An 18,471-nucleotide genomic window follows, 5' to 3' on the forward strand; every position below is an offset into this window, starting at 1 on the left:
TGCAAGAGGGATTTTCCGAAGGCGCGGACCTATTCCCCCTGGCTATGAATTTTGATCTGACCGACGAGCAGAAGGCTATACAGCAGACCGTCCGCGAGTTCGCGCAAGAGCGGGTCGTGCCGCGCGCCGAGGAGATGGACCGCGAGGAAGCCTTCCCGTACGACCTCGTCAAGGAGATGGCGGCGCTCGGATTGATGGGACTGCCGTTTCCCGAAGCGTACGGCGGTGCCGGTGCGGATACGGTGAGTTACGCGCTCGCCGTGATGGAACTCGCGCGCGCCGACGCATCGACGGCGATCACCATGGCCGCGCATTGTTCGCTCGGCGCGAGCCCCTTCTATTTATTCGGAACCGAGGCGCAGAAGCAGAAGTACCTGGTTCCGCTCGCGCAGGGGACGATGCTTTGGGGCTTCGGGCTGACCGAGCCGGGCGCGGGCAGCGATGCCGGCAACGTGCAGACGAAGGCCGAGTTGCGCGACGGCAAGTGGATCGTCAACGGCACCAAGGCGTTCATTACGAACTCCGGCACCGAGATCACCGGCGGCACGACGATCACGGCCGCGACGGGCAAGCGGCCGGACGGCAAGATCGAGATCAGCAATCTCATCATGGATCAGAACGCTCCCGGTTTCGCGCGCAGCAAGAAGTATAAGAAGATGGGCTGGCGCGCTTCCGACACGCGCGAACTCTCCTTCGTCGACGCGGAAGTACCGCAGGAGAACATCCTCGGCAAGCGCGGCGACGGACTCAAGAATTTCCTGACGATTCTCGACGGCGGCCGCATCTCGGTCGCCGCACTCTCCGTGGGCCTGGCGATGGGAGCGTACGACGAAGCGATGAAGTACGCCAAGGAGCGGCACGCGTTCGGCAAACCGATCAACAAGTTTCAAGCGATTCAATTCAAGCTCGTCGATATGCTCATGGAGATCGAACACGCCAAGCTGATGACGCTCAAGGCCGCGTGGGAGAAAGACGAAAAGCGCGACTTCGCGCAGACCGCGAGCCTCGCTAAACTCTACGCCGCCGAAGTCTCGCGCCGCGTCGTCAACGAGTCGCTGCAAGTTCACGGCGGCTACGGATTCATGGACGAGTATCCGATCTCACGCATGTATCGCGATCAGAAGATCAACGAAATCGGCGAAGGCACCAACGAAGTCCAACGCGTAGTAATCGCCCGCATGATGGGCATGTAGCTCGCCGAAACACCAGCCCGCCGAAGGACTCATGCTTCGACAGGCCCATGCTTCGACAAGCTCAGCATGACAAAGGGAAGGGCCCAGCCCTGACAAAGTGTGCGCCCTTTTTTGTCATGCTGAGCTTGTCGAAGCACGCGCTTGTCGGACGGCCCCATCGAAGGACGCGCAACTCGCATTCATGCTTCGACGGGCCCATGCTTCGACAAGCTCATGCTTCGACAAGCTCAGCATGACAAGGGGGGGGGCAGCCTTGACAAAATGTATGCCCCTTTTTGTCATGCTGAGCTTGTCGAAGCATGAGCCTTGAAGGGTGCGGGCGGCGCGTATCGCGCGTTTAGGGGAGGGCGGTTTTCATGCGGGCGACGATGTCGGTGAGGAGTGCTTTGGACGTGGCCATGTTGAGGCGGACGTGATGGGCGCCTTGTTTTCCGAAGTCTAGGCCGCGGCTAAGCGCTACGCGGCCTTTTGTTAGGAATGCGTGCGCGGGATTTTCGCCGAGATTGAGGTTGGTACAGTCGAGCCAGGCGAGGTAGCTGGCTTCGGGCTGAATGTAGCGGATCTGCGGGATCTCGGCGGCGAGTAACTCCGAGAGATAGTTGCGGTTCTCGTCGAGATAGTCTCGCAGCTCGTCGAGCCACGCATCGCCGCGTTCGAAGGCGGCGATCGATGCCCGGACGCCGAGGATGCCGGCTCGATAGCGCACTTCGGCGGGAAGGCGGCGGAGCGCGTCGCGCACGGGCGCGGAGCCGGCTACGATTGCGGCGCATTTGAGGCCGGCGATGTTGAAGGCCTTCGACGCTGCGGTGAGCGTGAGCGCGCGGTGCCCGAGCCGGTCGCCCAGAGAAACGAAGGGCGTATGCGTAGCGCCCGAGAGCGCGAGCGGGGCGTGGATTTCGTCGGCGAGCACGAGCACGTCGTAGGTGCGCGCGAGTTCTGCGATTGCAACGACGGTTTCGCGAGCGAAGACGCGTCCGACCGGATTGTGCGGATTGCAGAAGAGATAGGCGCGCGCACCGCGTGCGAACGCGGCTTCCAACCCGGCGAGATCGATGTCGTAGCGGCCCTCCGCGTCGCGCAGCAGCGGAACTTCAACGATCGGACGGCGCACTTCATCGAGCGTGGCGGCGAACGGTGCGTAAACGGGCGGATTGATAACGACGGGATCGCCGGGAGCGGTGAGGACGCGCAGCGCTTCGGCCGCGCCGGCCATGACGTCGGGAACCAGGAAGACGCGATCGGGATCGACGCTCCACGCAAAGCGCCGCGCGGCGAATCCCGCAACGGCCCGCGCGAATCCCGCGGGATTCGCGTAGCCGCAATCGTCGCGTTCGACGGCTTCGCGAAGCGCCGCTTTGACCGGCTCGGCGAGCCCGAAATCCATCTCGGCGACGAACGCCGGCAGCACGTCCGGCGGATAGGCCGTCCACTTCTCGCTGCTGCGCGCGCGAAGCTGCTCGAGCGTTGGAACGACGAGGCTCACGCTTGAACCTCACAGCTCCATCCGTCGTAGTCGCCGGCGAACTCTTGCGCCAGCGTGGCGACGGCCGTGCGGATCGCCGTGATGGCGAAGGGATCGATGCGCTCGTTTTTGATAACGGTTACGACCTCGCCGGCCGCATCGACCAGGAAGCCGTGATCGGCGATCGCGCGCGCGAACCCGTCGCGGCGCCCCGCGTCTGAAAATCGCACGATATGGCGGATATCGCGCGGTCGCTCGAAATCGTCGCCGGCGTCGCGCAACGCCTGTAGCACTTTCATATCTTCGGCGAACTCGAGCTGATAGTGATCGGGATAGAGATAGCCGACGTAGATCGACCACGTCGGGTCGTCGGCGGCCAGAACTTTGAACTGGTATCCGGCGTACGATTCCATGATCTGCGCCACGGTCGCGGCGATCGTTGCGGTCTGCGGACCGTAGTAGTGGAACGTACGCAGCTTTCGGCCGGTAACCCGGCCCACTTGCAGCACGTCGAGCGCGAGCAGGGCGTCGTAGAGCGCGTTTTCGATCTCGGAGAGCCGCTCGAACTCACTTTCGGCCGGCATGCCGTTCGCGTCGGGCTCGCGCACGGCGACCGCGATCGTGTAGGCCGCCGGTTTCTGCGCGAGCGGAGCGGAGGCTTTGAGCTCGAGATCGACGGCGATCGAGACCGGTGCGCCGTCGAGCCTCGCGAAGTACGAGGACCAATCTGCCATCCCGACCGCTTCGCGTTGCGCGGGGTTCGCGCCCGCCGCACCGAAGAGAGCCGCGGGTGGTACGGGAGGAGTTCGAATGATCCGTCGTGTTGTTGCGGTGCTCGGTATCTGCGCGGTTGCGTTAAGCGCGCCGGCGCTCGCCAGCCTCAAAGTCGGCGATACCGCGCCGGCCTTTAAAGCCCAGGCGTCGATGGGCGGCAAGATTTTCGCGTTCGATCTTGCGTCGGCGCTCAAAAAAGGGCCGGTCGTGCTGTATTTTTATCCGGCCGCCTTTACGCCGGGCTGCACGATCGAAGCGCACGATTTTGCCGACGCGATCGGCCAGTACGCGGCGCTCGATGCGACCGTGATCGGCGTCTCGCACGATCCGATCGCAAAGCTGCAGAAGTTCTCGGTTAGCGAATGCCGGAGCAAGTTCGCCGTCGCGGCCGATGCGGATCTCGCGATCGCCAAAGCGTACGACGCGGTTTTAAAGGCCGCGCCGCAATACGCCGATCGCACCTCGTACGTGATCGCTCCCGATGGGAAGATCGTCTACGTCTACAGTTCGCTCAAACCCGACCTGCACGTCGCCAACACGCTCGAGGCGCTCAAAGCCTACGAGGCGAGCAAGAAGCGGTAGCGGCTTAGATCACGCAGTCGGCGAGGACGCGCCGCGCGCGCTCGTTATCGCCGGTGCTCATGGCGACGATCGCGTGTCCCTCGTCGCGCTGAACCATCGTCACCGAGCGCACTTCCACGTCGGCGTCGAGAAGCGCTTTCGAGAGTTTGGCCAGCGCTCCGGGCCGATCGGCGACGCGCGCGAGCACGACTTCGTCGGTCACGCAATTGAATCCATTGCCGGTCAGCAGCGCGAGCGCCTCGTCGGGCTTCTCGACGTCGAGCAGCAGCACGGCGTCGCCGCCGTGCGCGTGGGCCTCGAGATCGATGACGTTGATGTCGCGCTCCGCCAGGAGTGCGGCCGTTTCGGCGATGAGGCCGGGCCGATCGTGACAAACGATTCGTAGGCGCGTCTTCATCGCGTGCTCTCCTGCAAAGCTCGTTTCGAATGTTCGGCGGCGACGTCGTCGACGAACGCATCGATGGTTTCTCGACTAATGCCGGGCATGACGATCAAATGCGAAAAACGCTCGGTCGCGAGCTGCCATTTGGCTTTGACCGCGTCGCCGGTCTTGGGGAACACCACGGTGATCGCGTTGCGGTTGCGCCAAGCGGGGACGCCGCGGGCCACGAGCCGCTCCTGCGCGTAGGCGGCGAGATCCAAGCATCGATGGGCGCGTTCGCGCATGCCCTCGAGGCCGAGCGACCGGATGACGTACCATAGGGCGAGCGGCGTAAACCCGTTGCGCGAGCCGGAGATCGTCGTGTCGAGACTTCCGATGTAATCGATCGAGCGGGCGATCCGCTCGACGTTGCGCTTCTTGGCGAGCACGACGCCGCATGGAAGCGGAACGCCGAGAAACTTGTGCCCGGAAATCGAGATGCTGTCCGCACCGTCGGCAAAATCGAATGCCGGCCGCGGTTCCAAGAACGCGACGTAGCCGCCCGAGAGCGCGGCGTCGGAGTGAATGTAGCTTTGCCGGATCGTCAAGTCATCGAGCACGCCGCGAATGCGCGCGATGTCGTCACGCGCCTCGGTCATCGTCGTGCCGATATTGGCAAAGACGATCGGCGGCGAGTCGCGATGGATCTTGAGCGTTTCGCGCAGATCCTCGTAGTCGATCTCGCCCGTCTCCTGCGCGCGTATCATGATATGGCGCATGCCGAGAAAGTGCAGGTTCTTGCTCACACTATAGTGGGTCTGTTCGGAGAAATAAACGATCCCGTTCGGATAGAGTTCGCGCGCGAGATAGAGACCGTAGAGATTCCCTTCGGTGCCGCCGTTGGTAACGTACCCCCACCAGTTCCCCTCGGGTGCCCGCATCATTGCCGCAAAAAACTCGACGACCTCGCGTTCGAATTCGCGCGTGTTGACGCGGTACGTGCTCTCTGCGAACGGATCGCCGATGTTGTTGATGGCGAATGCAAGAAACTCGCCAAGTTCCCGGATGTCGAGATCTTTCGAGGCGGGATAGCCCACGGCAAAGGCGTTCGCATCACGCAGCCGCGTGCGAAGATCGTCGAGGCGCGAGCGATCGTCTTGTGAAAGCATTGGCCGCGAGCCTAGCTCGCTTCGTCGTTGGTGAAGAGCGGAGGCTGGCGCGTCCCGCGTCGCCGCGGCTGCGCGTCGAGCGCGGTGACTTCGCGCGGCGTGACTTCGATCTCCGCAACCTCGGGCGTATCGCCGGAGAGGGATGCCATCTCCTTGATTTTACGGCCCTGCGGCAGAACGCGGGTCTCCATCGAGCGCACCGCGCCGTTGTACGAGTCGACGGCCTTTTTGAGATTGGAACCCATCGAAACGAAATGGCTCGCAAACGTGCTGACGCGATCGTACAGCACGCGGGCCGCCTCGGCGATCGCCTTCGCATTCTCTTCCTGCTGACGCTGCTGCCAGCCCAGCGCGTAGGAGCGCAGGAGCGCCATCAGCGTGAGCGGGCTCGCGATGTAGATGCCCTTGGCGGCGCCGTATTCGATCAAGTCGGGATTCTCGGTGCAGGCGGCGCTCAGAAACGCTTCGCCGGGAACGAACATGACCACGAACTCCGCGGAGCCGTCGACGCGATGGTAGTTCTTCTTCGCAAGAGCGTCCACGTGGGACTTAAAGGCGCTCGCGTGCGCGCGCAGTTTATCGCGCCGGCCGCTCTCTTCGGGAATCTCGATCGCCTCGAGATAGGCGGCGAGCGGGGCCTTCGCATCGACGAAGATACGGGCGTTGCCCGGCAGCGAGACGGTCATATCCGGGCGGCCCATGCCCTCGCCGGTATCGAACGTTTGCTGTTCGTCGTAATCGACGTGCTCCTGCATGCCCGCTAACTCGACGACGCGTTTGAGTTGCACTTCGCCCCACTTGCCGCGCGTGGTCGGATTACGCAGCGCCGAAACCAAAACCGAGGTTTGCGTCGAAAGCTGGGACGTCGAAAGCTCGAGGCGGCCCGAGCGCTCGAGCAATCCGGCGATCTGCTCTTTAAGGCCTTCGTAGGCGCCGACGCGCGATTTTTCCATCGTTTGCACGAGTGCGTCGAACTCGTTGAGTTTTTGCGCGACCGGCAGCAGCGCTTTGTCGAAGCGCTCGTTGGCGATGGCGAGGAACTGCTCGCGCTGCATCTCGGCGATTCGGCCGTTGCTTTCGTGCATCTCGCTCTTGAGGCGCTCGGCGACGATTTCAACGCTCTGACGATGGCGCTCGTCGAGATCGAGCAAACGCGACTCGGCGATCGCACGCGCTTGCTCGGCTGCCTCCGCACGCTCGCGGTGGCGCGCGATTTCGCGGCGAGCGAGGGCCAGTGCGAGCGCGGCTCCGCCGACGAGACCGATAAGCAGAACCAGGACGAGCGAGAGCGTGCCGTTCACCCGATCAGACGTTCGACTTAACCGCGCAAAAACTTCGCGAAAAATGCAAGAGTTCGCCGCCACGCGTCCGCGGCGGCCGCCGGATCGAACGCGCCGCGCTGATCGTCGAAGAAGGCGTGGCCGGCCGTCGAATAGATGACGATATCGTTGGGCACGCGCAAGGCGTCGCGAAAGGCGCGAACGGATTCGGCCGGAATCGACGTATCGCGAGCGCCGTAACTGCCGCAGATCGGGATACGAATCTGGCCCGCATCGATACCCGCGGGATTGCCGTAGAACGGCGCGTCGGCCACAAAAACATCGCCGTTGGTAATTGCCTGGCGCAGCGCGATCGCGCCGCCCATGCAAAAGCCCGTGACCCCCACGCGCGCGCCGGGATGTGCCGCCGTTATCCAGTTGGCTGCGGCGCGAATATCGGCATCGGCCTGCGCGTCGAGCAATTGCTTGGCAAACGGGCGAAACGTGGCGATATCGCTGACGCCGTCACCGCTAGGGGCGTGAAAGCGCGAATACAAATCCGGCGCGATCGCGACGTAGCCTTCCTTGGCATATCGGCGCACGACGTCGCGAATCGAGGTGTCGACTCCCCAAATATGCATCACGACGACGATTCCCGGCGTATCGGGTCCCGCGTTCTTCGGCGATGCGGCATACGCGGCGATCGCGCCGTCGGGCCGGCGCAGTTCCACGTGCGCCGCAACGATCGCGGAGTCGTCCGGCGCGACCAGCGGCGGATGCGTTTTCCCGAGGCCGGCGCCTTGCCCGAGCCCGCGCGCGACCGTCCCTATACCGGCGGCGGCGCCCGCCGAGATTCCGACGAATGCCTCGCGATTGAGCCGGGCCGAGGTCGACGCGGTCGGATCGATCTCGCTCGCGTTTGCATCCTCCATTGTCGACGACTGCGGCCCGGCAGAGCGCAAACCCTTGCGCGGCAACCGATGGCGGACTTCGCATGAGTAATGCGTCACAAGCGCGTAGCTTGCTTGAATGAAACGCTTCGCGGTCGCCGTATTGGCCTTGGCGCTCGCCGGGTGCGGTCGCGCGCCGCAGGCCTCCACGCGGGCGGCGACTGCGCCGCCGAATGTTGCCGTCGGCGAACTCGTCAGCTACGGCCGCCGGATTATTACCGACACGCCGCAGACGATGAAGGGGTACGTCTCGGCGAATATGTCATGCGAGGCGTGTCACCCAAAGGCCGGCACGGCACGCGCCGGCAGTCTCGCGGGCATCTACGGGCAATTTCCGCAGTGGAACGCCCGCGCGCACCGCGTCATCTCGCTGCAGGATCGGATCGCGGAGTGTTTCCTTTACAGCATGAACGGCCGGCCGCCGGCCTACGAGAGTCGTCCGATGGAGGCGATCGTCGCATACATTGCTTCGCTCTCGCGCGGCACGCCGGTCGGAGCGATGCCGGACCCGGCGAATGGCACGCCGGCGGTGGTTGCGCCGCGCGCGGCGAGCGTCGTTCGCGGCGCCGGACTCTACGCGCAGCGCTGTTCGTCGTGTCACCAAGCAACCGGTGCCGGGGTGAACGGATCGTTTCCGCCGCTCTGGGGAGCCACCTCGTTTAACGACGGCGCCGGCATGCATCGATTGCGTACGATGGCCGCGTTCGTGCGCTACGCGATGCCGCAGAACGCTCCGGGATCGCTCACCGATCAGCAAGCCTACGACGTTTCGGCGTTCGTCTTACATCACGCGCGCCCGCATTTTCAGCGCAATCGGCTGGTAACGTTTCCCGCAAGACGAGCCGGCTATTTCTAGCAAGGTGTATCTGATTGTTTGTCACGCTCGGCGTCCTTCGATGGGGTTCGTCCTTCGACAAGCTCAGGATGACAAAATGAACAATCGAACGGTCGCTCATGAATGGGAGCTTTGGAAAGCGTGACGATCGTTCCCGGGCTCGCGCTGTGTCTGGTAGTTGCGATCCTTGCGTTCGCTTTGGGACGAGCGGTACCGATCGTCGGCGGTCCCGTTTTCGGTATCGTGATCGGCATGCTGGTCGCCCTCGTGCGCCGGCCGGACGCGCGCTTCGTTCCCGGCGTAAAAGTTGCGAGCAAACAACTCTTGCAGCTCTCGATCGTCGTGCTGGGTGCGAATCTCAGTCTCGCGGAGATCGTTGGAAACGGATTGCACTCGCTGCCGGTGATGCTCGGAACGCTCGTCATCGTGCTGATCGTCGCGTACGTTGCCGGCAACGCACTCGGCGTCGGGCGCGACTTGCGACGGCTGCTGGCAATCGGCACGGCCATCTGCGGCGGTTCGGCCATCGCGGCGCTTTCGACGGTCGTCGAGTCGAGCGAAGCCGATATCGCGTACGCAATTTCGACGGTTTTTCTCTTTAATATCGTTGCGGTGTTGCTCTTCCCGCCACTCGGCCATCTGCTCGCGCTCTCGCAACAAGCCTTCGGACTCTGGGCCGGCACGGCGATTAACGACACGTCGTCGGTGGTCGCGGCGGGTTTCGTTTACGGCCACGCGGCCGGCAACGAAGCGGTGATCGTGAAGCTCACGCGCACGACGCTGATCGTTCCGATCGTGTTGTTTTACGCCGGTAAAAAGATCTGGCAAGCGCGCGGAGCCGGCAGCGTCGTGGACTGGAAAGCGATCGTGCCGTGGTTCATCGTGTGGTTCGTCGTCGCTGCGGTGCTCAATACGTTCGGCCTCATTCCGGCAGGCTGGCACGGCGCGCTGACGGCGGTCGCGCTCTTCTCGATCGTCGTCGCGCTAAGCGGCGTTGGACTCTCGGCCGATTTCGCGCGCATGCGCAGCGCGGGATTTCGCCCGATTGCGCTCGGGTTAATCCTTTGGGTCAGCATCGCCATCGGCAGTCTGGCGATCGCGCGGTTCACCGGAATCGGCGGTTAGAACGGCTTTTCGGAGCGCTTGCCGAACGCCGCGCCGATGTAGGCGCGGAAACGTTGCGCGATCTCGGGCTGATAGCGTCCGGGCATCCAGAGTAAGCCGACCGATCGACGGCAAACCGGCTCGGTAACGCGCAGACGCGGCGGATCGTCTTCGGGAGCGGAGGTCGGTGCGGGAATGATCGCGACGCCGAGGCCGGCGGCGACGAGCCCGCGCACCGTTGCGATCTCCTCGCCTTCAAACGCGATGTTCGGTGTAAAGCCGGCTTGCGCGCAGAAGTCGTCGGTCAACGCGCGCAGGCCATACCCTTTGCGCAGACAGACGAACGAATCGTCGCGCACTTCGTGCAGGCGCACCGTGCGGCGTTTTGCAAAGCGATGATCGTGCGGCACGACCAGGAAGAGCTCTTCCGACGTCAATTCGATCGTCGTCACGCGATCGCTCGTCGGCGGTACGGGCGAAACCAGCGCGAGGTCGACCGCTCCCGATTCGAGTTCGGCGAGAATGATGTGCGAGGCGTTCTGTGCGAGCTGGAAACGCGCGGACGGATGCTGCTTCTTAAACCCGGCGATAAGATCGGGCACCACGCGCGTTCCGAGCGCGTGTGCGAACCCGAAGGCGACGACTCCCGACTCTGCATCGGAGAGATCGACCAGTTCGCGCCGGCCTTCCTCGATCGCGGCGAGCGCCCGCTCGACGTGGCGTAAAAACGCGCGCCCGTAGCGGTTGACCCGAATCGAGCGCCCGTGATGTTCGAAGAGCGTCACGCCCAGGTCCCGTTCCAGCCGAGCCATCGCTCGGCTCAAAGACGGCTGGGTGATCGATAGCTCCTCCGCCGCTTGGGTGACGTGCTCGGTCCGCGCGACCACCGCGAAATACTGAAGCTGCTGGAGTTCCATCCCGGAAGAATCGTCCGCCAGGCTGCAAAATCCATTCCATCGGCGACATGAATCTTGCTTCCGGCCGTCATTGGATTGCGGGTCTGGCGGGTCTACGATGAACGGGTAAACGCGCGCGACTGTGCAAAGAGTCCGGTCGGGCTCTTCCTTAATGTCTGGAAACGGAGTAGCAGAAACAAGTGCCGGAGACGATGGTCCAAGTCACGCTCCCCGAGATGGGTGAGTCGGTCACCGAAGGCTCGATCGTCGAATGGCGCAAGAAGGTCGGAGAGTACGTTGCCGAGGGCGACACGCTCGTCGAAGTGACCACCGATAAGGTGGACGTGGAGGTTCCCGCTACGGCCTCCGGCGTGATCAAAGCGATTCTGGCCGGCGAGGGCGAGACCGTCGCCGTCGGCGCGGTGCTCGTCGAGATCGACACCAACGCGAAAGACTCGGGCGCCGCTAGCGCCGCGCCGGCGCCGGCCGCGCCCGCGAACGGCAGCGCGAAGCCGTCGGGGCCGCCGAAGCTCGTCACGGTAACGCTGCCCGAAATGGGCGAATCGGTGACCGAAGGCTCGATCGTCGAGTGGCAAAAAAAGGTCGGCGATTTCGTGAACGAGGGCGATGCGATCGTCAACGTTACGACCGATAAAGTCGATGTCGAAGTTCCGGCGACGAGTTCCGGGGTCATTACCGCAATCCACGCCGCCGAAGGCGCGACCGTCGCCGTCGGCGGTCCGCTCGCCGACATCGATGCCAACGCGTCTGCCGGCAGCGCGGCACCGGTTGCGAGCGCGGCACCCGCCGCGGTTGCTCGCGCTCCAGTCGCCGCTTCGCCCGCACCGCCCGCACGTACGGGCGACGCCATGGCGACGCCGCAGGCGCGCCGCATCGCTCGCGCGCGCCGGATGACGCTTGCGAACGTGCGCGGTTCCGGCCCGAACGGCTTGATTTTGCGCGCCGACGTCGAGAAGCACGTTGAGGCGATTCCGTCGACGCCGCAATTGCCGCCGCAGTTGCCGCCGCTCGCTGCGGAGTCGAAGATCACGCCGCTCAAAGGACCGGCGGCCGCGCTCATCGGCTACATGGAAGCGAGTCTCGCGATTCCGACGGCGACGAGTTTTCGTACGCTCGCGGTCGAGGTACTCGACGGGCGCCGCAAAGAACTCAACGCCGCGCTCAAGGCGGCGGGCCGTCCGCAAAAGGTTTCGTTCACGCACGCGATCGCGTTCGCGCTCGTACGCGCCGCGCGCGAGCTGCCGTTCATGACCTACAGTTTCCGCCGCGAGAATAACGCGCCATCGCGCATCGAGCCCGGCATCCATCTCGGACTCGCCGTCGATTCGCAGCGCAAAGACGGCTCGCGGTTCCTCGTCGTACCGGTCATTAAGAACGCCGACGCCTTGGACTTCGCGGGCTTCCACGCGCGGTACGAAGCGCTCGTGGTCAAGGCGCGCGACAACAAGCTCGTCGCCGACGATCTGCAAGGCGCGTCGTTCACGTTGACCAATCCCGGCGGCATCGGAACGGTCGCATCGATTCCGCGGTTGATGGCCGGTCAGGGTTCGATTCTCGCTGCGGGTGCGATTGGGTATCCGGCCGGATTCTCCGGCGTCGACGAAGCAACGCTCAAGTCGCTGCGCATCGGCAAGGTCATGCAGATGACCTCAACCTACGATCATCGCGTCATTCAAGGCGCGCAGTCGGGTGAGTACCTCAAGCGCGTCGACGAACTGCTGCAGGGCAAAGACGGCTTCTACGAAGCGATCTTCCAATCGTTGGGGCTCAGTGCCGCGCCTATCCTGCGACCGCCTCAGGATGACAAGGTCGCGCTTTCGGCGGGTCGTGACAAAGCGGCGCCGTCGGACGAGATGTTGCGGGCGGTGGCGGCTGGGATGGCGGTCGTCGCGGCATATCGCACCCACGGACATTTGGCCGCGACGCTCGATCCGCTCGGCACGCAGCCGGTCGGCGAACCGTCGCTCGAGCCGAGCAATTGGGGGCTCACTCCGGCGTTGCTCGCGGCAATCCCGGCGTCGGTCTTGCGCGTGAAAGTGCCGGGCTCCACGCTCGCGGAAGTGCTGCCGCATCTCAAGGAAACCTACGCGTCAACGATCGCGTACGAGATCGAACACATCGCAAACACCGAGCAGCGCGAGTGGCTGCGCGATACGATCGAGTCGGGCCGCCACAAAGTCGCTCTCTCCAACGAGCGTAAAGTGGAAGTCCTGCGCCGCCTTACGCGCGTCGAGACGCTCGAGCGCTACTTGCGGAAGGTTTTCCTCGGACAAAAGACCTTTTCGGTCGAGGGTCTCGACGCGACCGTGCCGATGCTCGAAGAGATGCTGCAGATGCTCGGCGACGACGGCGTGCCGCACGCGGTGATCGGGATGGCGCATCGCGGCCGGCTCAATACGATCGCGCACGTGGTCAACACGCCGTACGAAGAGATTCTCTCGGAGTTCGAGGCCGCGCACGCGCGCGGTGAAGTCGGCATCGACGGCGACGTGACCGGCGACGTCAAATACCATCACGGTGCGACCGGCGTCTACGAGTACGGCGCCGGAAAGAAAATCGGCGTCACGCTCGCGCACAATCCGAGCCACCTCGAAGCCGTCGATCCAGTGGTCGAGGGTCGAACGCGCGCGCTCCAGACCGATCACTCGCACGCGGTGCCCGAGCTCGACGTGCGCAAGGCTGCGCCGATTCTCATTCACGGCGACGCGGCGTTCTCGGGGCAAGGCATCATCGCCGAAGTGTTCAACCTGCAGTCGCTGCCAGGGTATACGGTCGGCGGTACGCTGCACGTGATCGCGAACAATCAGATCGGTTTCACGACCGATGCCAAAGACGACCGTTCGACGCGTTACTCGTCGGATCTCGGCAAAGGCTTCGACGTGCCCATCATACACGTCAACGCCGACGACATCGACGCGTGCATCTGGGCCGTTCATCTGGCAGTCGAATACCGCCGCGCCTTCGGGCGCGACGCGATCATCGACGCGATCGGCTATCGCCGCTTCGGTCACAACGAGCAGGACGAACCCGCGTACACCCAGCCCGCCATGTACGAGCGCATCAAAACTCACCCCACGGCGCGCGAACTCTTCGCAAACAAACTGGTCGCGCAGGGCGTATTGACGGCCGATGCGGTAAACGAAATGGCGAGCGCGGCGACCGCGCGCCTGCAGGAAGCCCACAAGAAGGTCAAGGGCGACCGCCACGACGTGGCCGGGATCTTAGCGAAGTTGACCGTCGCGCCGGCCGCCGCCGCGCCGATCGCGCCGATCGACAAGGCGCAATTGCTCGCCTGGAGCGACGAACTCGTTGCCGTGCCGAGCACGTTCACGACCAACAAGAAACTGCAGACGCAGTTCGACCGGCGTAAGGGCGTGATAAAAGAAAAGGGACTCGTCGATTGGGGCATGGCCGAAGCGCTCGCATTTGCGTCGCTGCTCGCGCAAGGGACGCCGATCCGTCTCACCGGACAAGATACCGAACGCGGTACGTTTAGCCATCGCCACGCGGTGCTGCACGATCCGAGCGGCACGCACGAGTACGTGCCGATTCAAAACCTGCACGACGCCCGAGCCTCGTTCGAGATTCATAATAGCCCGCTCTCGGAGTATGCGTGCCTGGGCTTCGAATATGGCTACGCCGCGGCGGTTCCCAAAGCGCTCGTGCTGTGGGAAGCGCAGTTCGGCGACTTCAATAACGGCGCGCAGATCATCATCGATCAATTTATCGCGGCCGGTCAGGCGAAGTGGGGTCAGACGACGCGTTTGACGCTGCTCCTGCCGCACGGATACGAAGGTATGGGGCCGGAACATTCGAGCGCGCGTCTCGAACGGTTCTTACAACTGACGGCGGAAGGCAATCTGCGCGTCGCGGTGCCGTCGACGGCGGCCAACTACTATCACTTGCTGCGTATGCAGGCGACCTCGCCGCAAGCGGTTCCGCTCGTCGTGATGACGCCCAAGTCGCTGCTGCGTGCCGAAGCGGCATCCGGCAAGATCGACGACATGGCCGGCGGCTCGTTCCAGCCCGTCCTCGACGATCCGAACGTCGCCGATAAGGGCGCCGTCGAACGACTGATCCTCTGTACCGGAAAGATCTACTACGACCTGACCGGTCACGATGCGTATAAGGGTCTCAAGAAGACCGCCATCGCGCGGATCGAGATGCTCGCACCGCTTCCAGTTGCGGAGATCAACGCCACCATCGCGAGCTATCCCAATCTCAAGAAGATCGTGTGGGTTCAGGAAGAGCCGAAGAACATGGGGGCGCGCGCGCACGTGCGGCGGCGCTTGCTCGAGGGCAAGACCGGTTCGTTCGATATCGAGTACATCGGTCGCGGCTACCGCGCGAGTCCGTCGGAAGGCTACCCCGGCGCTCACGCCGTCGAACAAGAGCGCATCGTCGTCACCGCCCTCGCCGAGTAACCGCATTGGGCGATACCCAGTACGAGCGCGGTGAGGCGCTCCTGCGCAAGATCGACGGCGATCGGGTGGCGGATAATCTGATCGCCGCTTACCGGGACGTCGCGCCGGATTTTGCGCGCTACCTCATCGAGTTTGCGTTTGGCGAGATCTACGCGCGCGACGGCGACCTCAAGGCGCGCGAGCTGGTGGCGATCGCAACGCTGGCGACGATGGGCGGATGCGACCCGCAACTCGAGACGCACGTACACGGCGCGTTCAACGTCGGGTTGACGGAGTCGCAAATCGTGGAGGCGGTGATGACGCTGATACCCTACATCGGCTTCCCTAAGTCGCTCAACGCGATGGCCGTCGTTAAGCGGGTCGTCGACAAGCGGTGCCGTCAAAGCGGCACGCAGGAGCCCGGAGAAGCGTAAGGCATACTCTGCGCAACTGCCTGTGGAGGTTCGTCGTGAACAAGCCGATCGTGCCCGATCCGTATCGCTGGCTCGAAAACATCGACTCGCCGGAAACCTCGGCATGGGTCGCAGCCGAGAAAACGCTCACGCAATCGTACTTCGCACAGATCCCGCAGCGCGCGGCGATCGCGGCGCTGATCTCCACGGCCGATCACGGCGGCGGCAGGCCGATCGCCAAAGTGATCGACGATTATGCCGACACGTATGCGTTCCTGGTGAAGAATCTGCACGCGAGCCTTCCGGCCGGGTTTCACGAGTGATCGACGCCGCCGAACGAGCGCGGGTGCAGCGCGGCTGCACCCGCTTCGTCGGGCATCCCCCACAACCGATCGCGGAACGATTGCGGGCGATCGCGCACGCCTGCGGAGAAGACGAACGCGCGGACCGGTACGGAGGCGGCGAGCTGCTCGCGTCATTCGAAGCGACGATCGCCGCCCTGCTCGGTAAGGAAGCCGCGGTCTTCATGCCGAGCGGCACGATGGCGCAGCAGATCGCGCTACGCGTTCACGCCGATGCGCGGCGCCGCGCGACGGTCGCGCTCCATCCGCAGAGCCATCTCCTGCTCTCCGAGGCCGGCGCGATCGAAGCGCTGCACGGGCTGCGCGCGATACCGGTGGGAGATCGCAACCGGCTCTTCACGCAGGCCGACCTCGAAGCGATCGCGGAACCGGTGGGCGCCGTGCTCTTCGAGTTGCCGGAACGCAATATCGGTGGGGCGCTTCGGCCGTGGGACGACCTTCTTGCGATGACCGCCTGGGCGCGTGAGGCTGGGGCTGCTGCGCACCTGGACGGCGCGCGCTTGTGGGAATCGCAACCGTACTATGGCGCGTCGTACGCCGAGTTGAGCGCACCGTTCGATACCGCGTACGTCTCGTTCTATAAAATCCTCAACGCCGTGGCCGGCGCCGCACTCGCGGGACCGAAAGCGATTATCGATCAAGCACGCCTGTGGCAGTGGCGTCACGGCGGGCGGCTCGTCGCGCAATACCCGATGATCGTCTCCGCTCGCGAGGGTTTGAAGACGTATCTTCCGCGGATCCCGCGTTACGTGGAGCGCGCGCGAGCGATCGCACGGGCGATCGGATCCTTCGATGCGGTGACGGTTACGCCGAACCCGCCGCCGACCAACATGCTGCACGCGTTCGTGCGAGGCGATTTCGATCGCCTCGATGCGGCCGCGATGCGCGTTGCCGAGGAGACGGGGATTTGGCTCGTCGGTGCGTTCGCGCGCGGCGATATTCCGGACCGGCAGATGTTCGAGCTGAGTTGTGGCGACGGCTCGCTGGAGATCTCCGACGACGACGTGCGCGACTGGTTCGAGCGGTTACTTCGATATGCGCGCGTGCAAGAGCGTGCGTAAATCGTCGACGCGGCCGTCGTCGACGTTGCGTTTCGAAATGAGCGCGAACGTGCGATTGGGGAAAAACAGCAGAAAGAGATTCGGCGTCTCCCGATACGATGCGAAAGCGCTCCAAGCGGTTTGCGACGCAGTCGTCGCGGAGGCGTATCGAACGCCGGAATCATCGAACGTGTAGGTCTTTCCCGGAACGCGCAAATGCGTTCGATACATGCGTTGCGCCGTAAGGTACACGGTCGTACCATAGGCGACGCCCCAGACGACCGCCGCGATTGCGACCTCAAGCAGCAGCAGCGCGGCGACGTCCCGAGGGTGATTCGGGGGTCTTAGCCAGCCGCGGGCCGCGTCCAAAATCACGAGCACGAGGAGCGTCAAGAGCGCGAAGCGCAGCAGCCGCCGCGCGAGAATCGCATGGAACGCTTCGAAATAGTCGGCGCGCCGGCGCGCGATCGTTACGCGAATCGGCGTCACGAGGCGTTGAGAAGCTCGAAGAGCGCGTCGACGGTGGAGACGGATTGCATGAGCCGGCGATTCTCCGTGGTAACGAACCCTTCGCGAACCATGTTATCGAAGAGCGCGAGCAAATCGTCGTAATACCCGTCGGCATTGAGCAGCACGACGGGTTTGGTGTGAATTCGTAACTGCGCCCACGTAACGATCTCGCAGAGCTCGTCCATCGTGCCGAAGCCGCCCGGCAATGCGACGAACGCGTCGGCCAGATCGGACATCAGCGCCTTGCGCTCGTGCATGCTCGCAACCACATGAAGATCGCTCAATCCGTCGTGCGCGATCTCTTTGGTCGCGAGCGTGGCGGGAATGACGCCAACCACGCGACCGCCCGCCGCGAGCGCCGTGTCTGCGACTACCCCCATCAGACCGACGCGCCCACCGCCGTAGACGATCCCAAAACCCTCGGCGGCGCAGCGCGCGGCAACGGCACTCGCGAGCCGCACGTACGCGTCGCCCCTGCCCGTGCGCGAACCGCAAAAAACGCAGATCGCCTTGCTCACGTCAATAACTCGTACGTCTCCGGGCTGCGACTTTCCATGATCTGCATGATTCCCGCCCGGGCGTGCGTTTCGAAATGCGGCGAGGCTCGATGCTCGTCGAGAGCTGCCTGGTCGTCGTACTGCTCGTAAAGGAAGAAACGCCGCGGCTCTTGCGTGGAGCGATGAACCAGATAGAGCCGATTCCCAGGCTCGCGACGCGTTTGTTCGGCCAGCGCGAGAAAGTGAGCCGCAGCTTCCTCCTCGTGGCCGGTCGCAATGAGATAGGTTACGGCCAAGACGATCATGGCGGCGGCTTTGGCAGCGGCTCGCGCGGTGCCTGCAGAAGAAGAGGTGCATGCCCGACGATCGGAGCCGTCTCGTCTTCTCAAGCGACGCCGGCTGGCAGATCCCCGAACCCAAACGCCAAGCGAAGCCGCAGCAGCGCGGCAACGTTCCAGACGACGGCATCCTTCGCGTCGCGCGCGAACGGCGACGCGGCAGCGTCGTCTGCATCGTTACCGGTTTGGGCGAACGCGAGTGCGACGCCGTTGCCAAGGCGTTAAAAAAGCTCTGCGGATCCGGCGGGACGGCAAAAAACGGCACCGTCGAGATCCAAGGCGACCATCGAGAAAAAATCGTC

19 protein-coding genes are annotated in these 18,471 nt (G+C 64.0%); 9 read left to right on the forward strand and 10 right to left on the reverse strand.

Features of this window, described 5'->3' with window-relative positions; genetic code table 11:
• The first annotated feature begins 44 nt into the window (after positions 1-44).
• The gene (locus VIG32_00360; protein ID HEY8296463.1) at positions 45-1,193 is read left to right on the forward strand and encodes an acyl-CoA dehydrogenase family protein; all 1,149 of its coding nucleotides are present in this window, start codon (positions 45-47) and stop codon (positions 1,191-1,193) included.
• Positions 1,194-1,530: 337 nt separating this feature from the next.
• On the opposite strand, the gene VIG32_00365 is transcribed toward VIG32_00360, so the two are convergent.
• Positions 1,531-2,676, reverse strand: a complete 1,146-nt coding sequence (locus VIG32_00365; protein ID HEY8296464.1) for a MalY/PatB family protein — start codon at positions 2,674-2,676, stop codon at positions 1,531-1,533.
• Complete coding sequence (locus VIG32_00370) at positions 2,673-3,389, reverse strand: DUF695 domain-containing protein (GenBank protein HEY8296465.1); 717 nt, start codon at positions 3,387-3,389, stop codon at positions 2,673-2,675. The genes VIG32_00365 and VIG32_00370 overlap by 4 nt, the downstream gene beginning before the upstream one ends.
• A 76-nt stretch (positions 3,390-3,465) precedes the next feature.
• Between VIG32_00370 and VIG32_00375 the strand changes: the two genes are divergently transcribed.
• Entirely contained in the window at positions 3,466-4,011 is a 546-nt protein-coding gene (locus VIG32_00375; protein HEY8296466.1) for a peroxiredoxin, read from the forward strand.
• 4 nt (positions 4,012-4,015) lie between these two features.
• Here VIG32_00375 and VIG32_00380 read toward each other — a convergent pair whose 3' ends face one another.
• Genes VIG32_00380 through VIG32_00395 form a run of 4 tightly spaced genes read right to left on the reverse strand, consistent with a single transcriptional unit; the run spans position 4,016 to position 7,810 of the window.
• Entirely contained in the window at positions 4,016-4,408 is a 393-nt protein-coding gene (locus VIG32_00380) for an ACT domain-containing protein (GenBank protein ID HEY8296467.1), read from the reverse strand.
• Positions 4,405-5,541, reverse strand: a complete 1,137-nt coding sequence (locus VIG32_00385) for a histidine decarboxylase (GenBank protein HEY8296468.1) — start codon at positions 5,539-5,541, stop codon at positions 4,405-4,407. Before VIG32_00385 ends, VIG32_00380 begins: the two co-directional genes overlap by 4 nt.
• A gap of 11 nt (positions 5,542-5,552) precedes the next feature.
• Positions 5,553-6,842 carry a DNA recombination protein RmuC gene (locus tag VIG32_00390; GenBank protein ID HEY8296469.1) on the reverse strand — a complete coding sequence of 430 codons (1,290 nt, stop codon included), beginning with the start codon at positions 6,840-6,842 and terminating at the stop codon, positions 5,553-5,555.
• 17 nt (positions 6,843-6,859) lie between these two features.
• A complete protein-coding gene (locus VIG32_00395) occupies positions 6,860-7,810 on the reverse strand; it encodes a dienelactone hydrolase family protein (GenBank protein ID HEY8296470.1) in 951 nt (316 codons plus the stop codon).
• Between the two features lie 19 nt (positions 7,811-7,829).
• On the opposite strand from VIG32_00395, the gene VIG32_00400 reads away from it, so the two are divergent.
• Positions 7,830-8,606: a c-type cytochrome gene (locus VIG32_00400; GenBank protein ID HEY8296471.1), complete on the forward strand. Its 777-nt coding sequence runs from the start codon at positions 7,830-7,832 to the stop codon at positions 8,604-8,606.
• A gap of 120 nt (positions 8,607-8,726) precedes the next feature.
• Complete coding sequence (locus VIG32_00405; protein HEY8296472.1) at positions 8,727-9,710, forward strand: putative sulfate exporter family transporter; 984 nt, start codon at positions 8,727-8,729, stop codon at positions 9,708-9,710.
• Here the strand turns inward: VIG32_00405 and VIG32_00410 are convergent.
• Positions 9,707-10,606 (reverse strand): LysR family transcriptional regulator, encoded by a 900-nt coding sequence (locus tag VIG32_00410; protein ID HEY8296473.1) that lies wholly within the window; start codon positions 10,604-10,606, stop codon positions 9,707-9,709. The two genes, VIG32_00405 and VIG32_00410, sit on opposite strands and share 4 nt — an antisense overlap.
• A 179-nt stretch (positions 10,607-10,785) precedes the next feature.
• Here VIG32_00410 and VIG32_00415 point away from each other — a divergent pair, with 179 nt between their 5' ends.
• The 4 genes from VIG32_00415 to VIG32_00430 are packed head-to-tail and all read left to right on the forward strand — an operon-like array spanning position 10,786 to position 16,845.
• Positions 10,786-15,030, forward strand: coding sequence for a multifunctional oxoglutarate decarboxylase/oxoglutarate dehydrogenase thiamine pyrophosphate-binding subunit/dihydrolipoyllysine-residue succinyltransferase subunit (locus tag VIG32_00415; GenBank protein ID HEY8296474.1), 4,245 nt, complete (start codon positions 10,786-10,788; stop codon positions 15,028-15,030).
• 5 nt (positions 15,031-15,035) lie between these two features.
• Entirely contained in the window at positions 15,036-15,443 is a 408-nt protein-coding gene (locus VIG32_00420) for a carboxymuconolactone decarboxylase family protein (GenBank protein ID HEY8296475.1), read from the forward strand.
• Positions 15,444-15,478: 35 nt separating this feature from the next.
• Complete coding sequence (locus VIG32_00425) at positions 15,479-15,745, forward strand: hypothetical protein (protein HEY8296476.1); 267 nt, start codon at positions 15,479-15,481, stop codon at positions 15,743-15,745.
• A complete protein-coding gene (locus VIG32_00430) occupies positions 15,742-16,845 on the forward strand; it encodes a beta-eliminating lyase-related protein (protein ID HEY8296477.1) in 1,104 nt (367 codons plus the stop codon). The genes VIG32_00425 and VIG32_00430 overlap by 4 nt, the downstream gene beginning before the upstream one ends.
• Here the strand turns inward: VIG32_00430 and VIG32_00435 are convergent.
• The 3 genes from VIG32_00435 to VIG32_00445 are packed head-to-tail and all read right to left on the reverse strand — an operon-like array spanning position 16,810 to position 18,136.
• Positions 16,810-17,313 (reverse strand): YcxB family protein, encoded by a 504-nt coding sequence (locus VIG32_00435; protein HEY8296478.1) that lies wholly within the window; start codon positions 17,311-17,313, stop codon positions 16,810-16,812. The two genes, VIG32_00430 and VIG32_00435, sit on opposite strands and share 36 nt — an antisense overlap.
• On the reverse strand, positions 17,310-17,852 hold the full coding sequence (locus VIG32_00440) for a TIGR00730 family Rossman fold protein (GenBank protein HEY8296479.1): 543 nt from the start codon (positions 17,850-17,852) through the stop codon (positions 17,310-17,312). Before VIG32_00440 ends, VIG32_00435 begins: the two co-directional genes overlap by 4 nt.
• Entirely contained in the window at positions 17,849-18,136 is a 288-nt protein-coding gene (locus VIG32_00445) for a putative quinol monooxygenase (GenBank protein ID HEY8296480.1), read from the reverse strand. Before VIG32_00445 ends, VIG32_00440 begins: the two co-directional genes overlap by 4 nt.
• A 50-nt stretch (positions 18,137-18,186) precedes the next feature.
• Here VIG32_00445 and VIG32_00450 point away from each other — a divergent pair.
• On the forward strand, positions 18,187-18,471 hold a 285-nt coding region (locus tag VIG32_00450; GenBank protein HEY8296481.1), incomplete at its 3' end, for a hypothetical protein.

Source organism: Candidatus Baltobacteraceae bacterium, assembly GCA_036559195.1.
Classification (GTDB): domain Bacteria; phylum Vulcanimicrobiota; class Vulcanimicrobiia; order Vulcanimicrobiales; family Vulcanimicrobiaceae; genus JALYTZ01.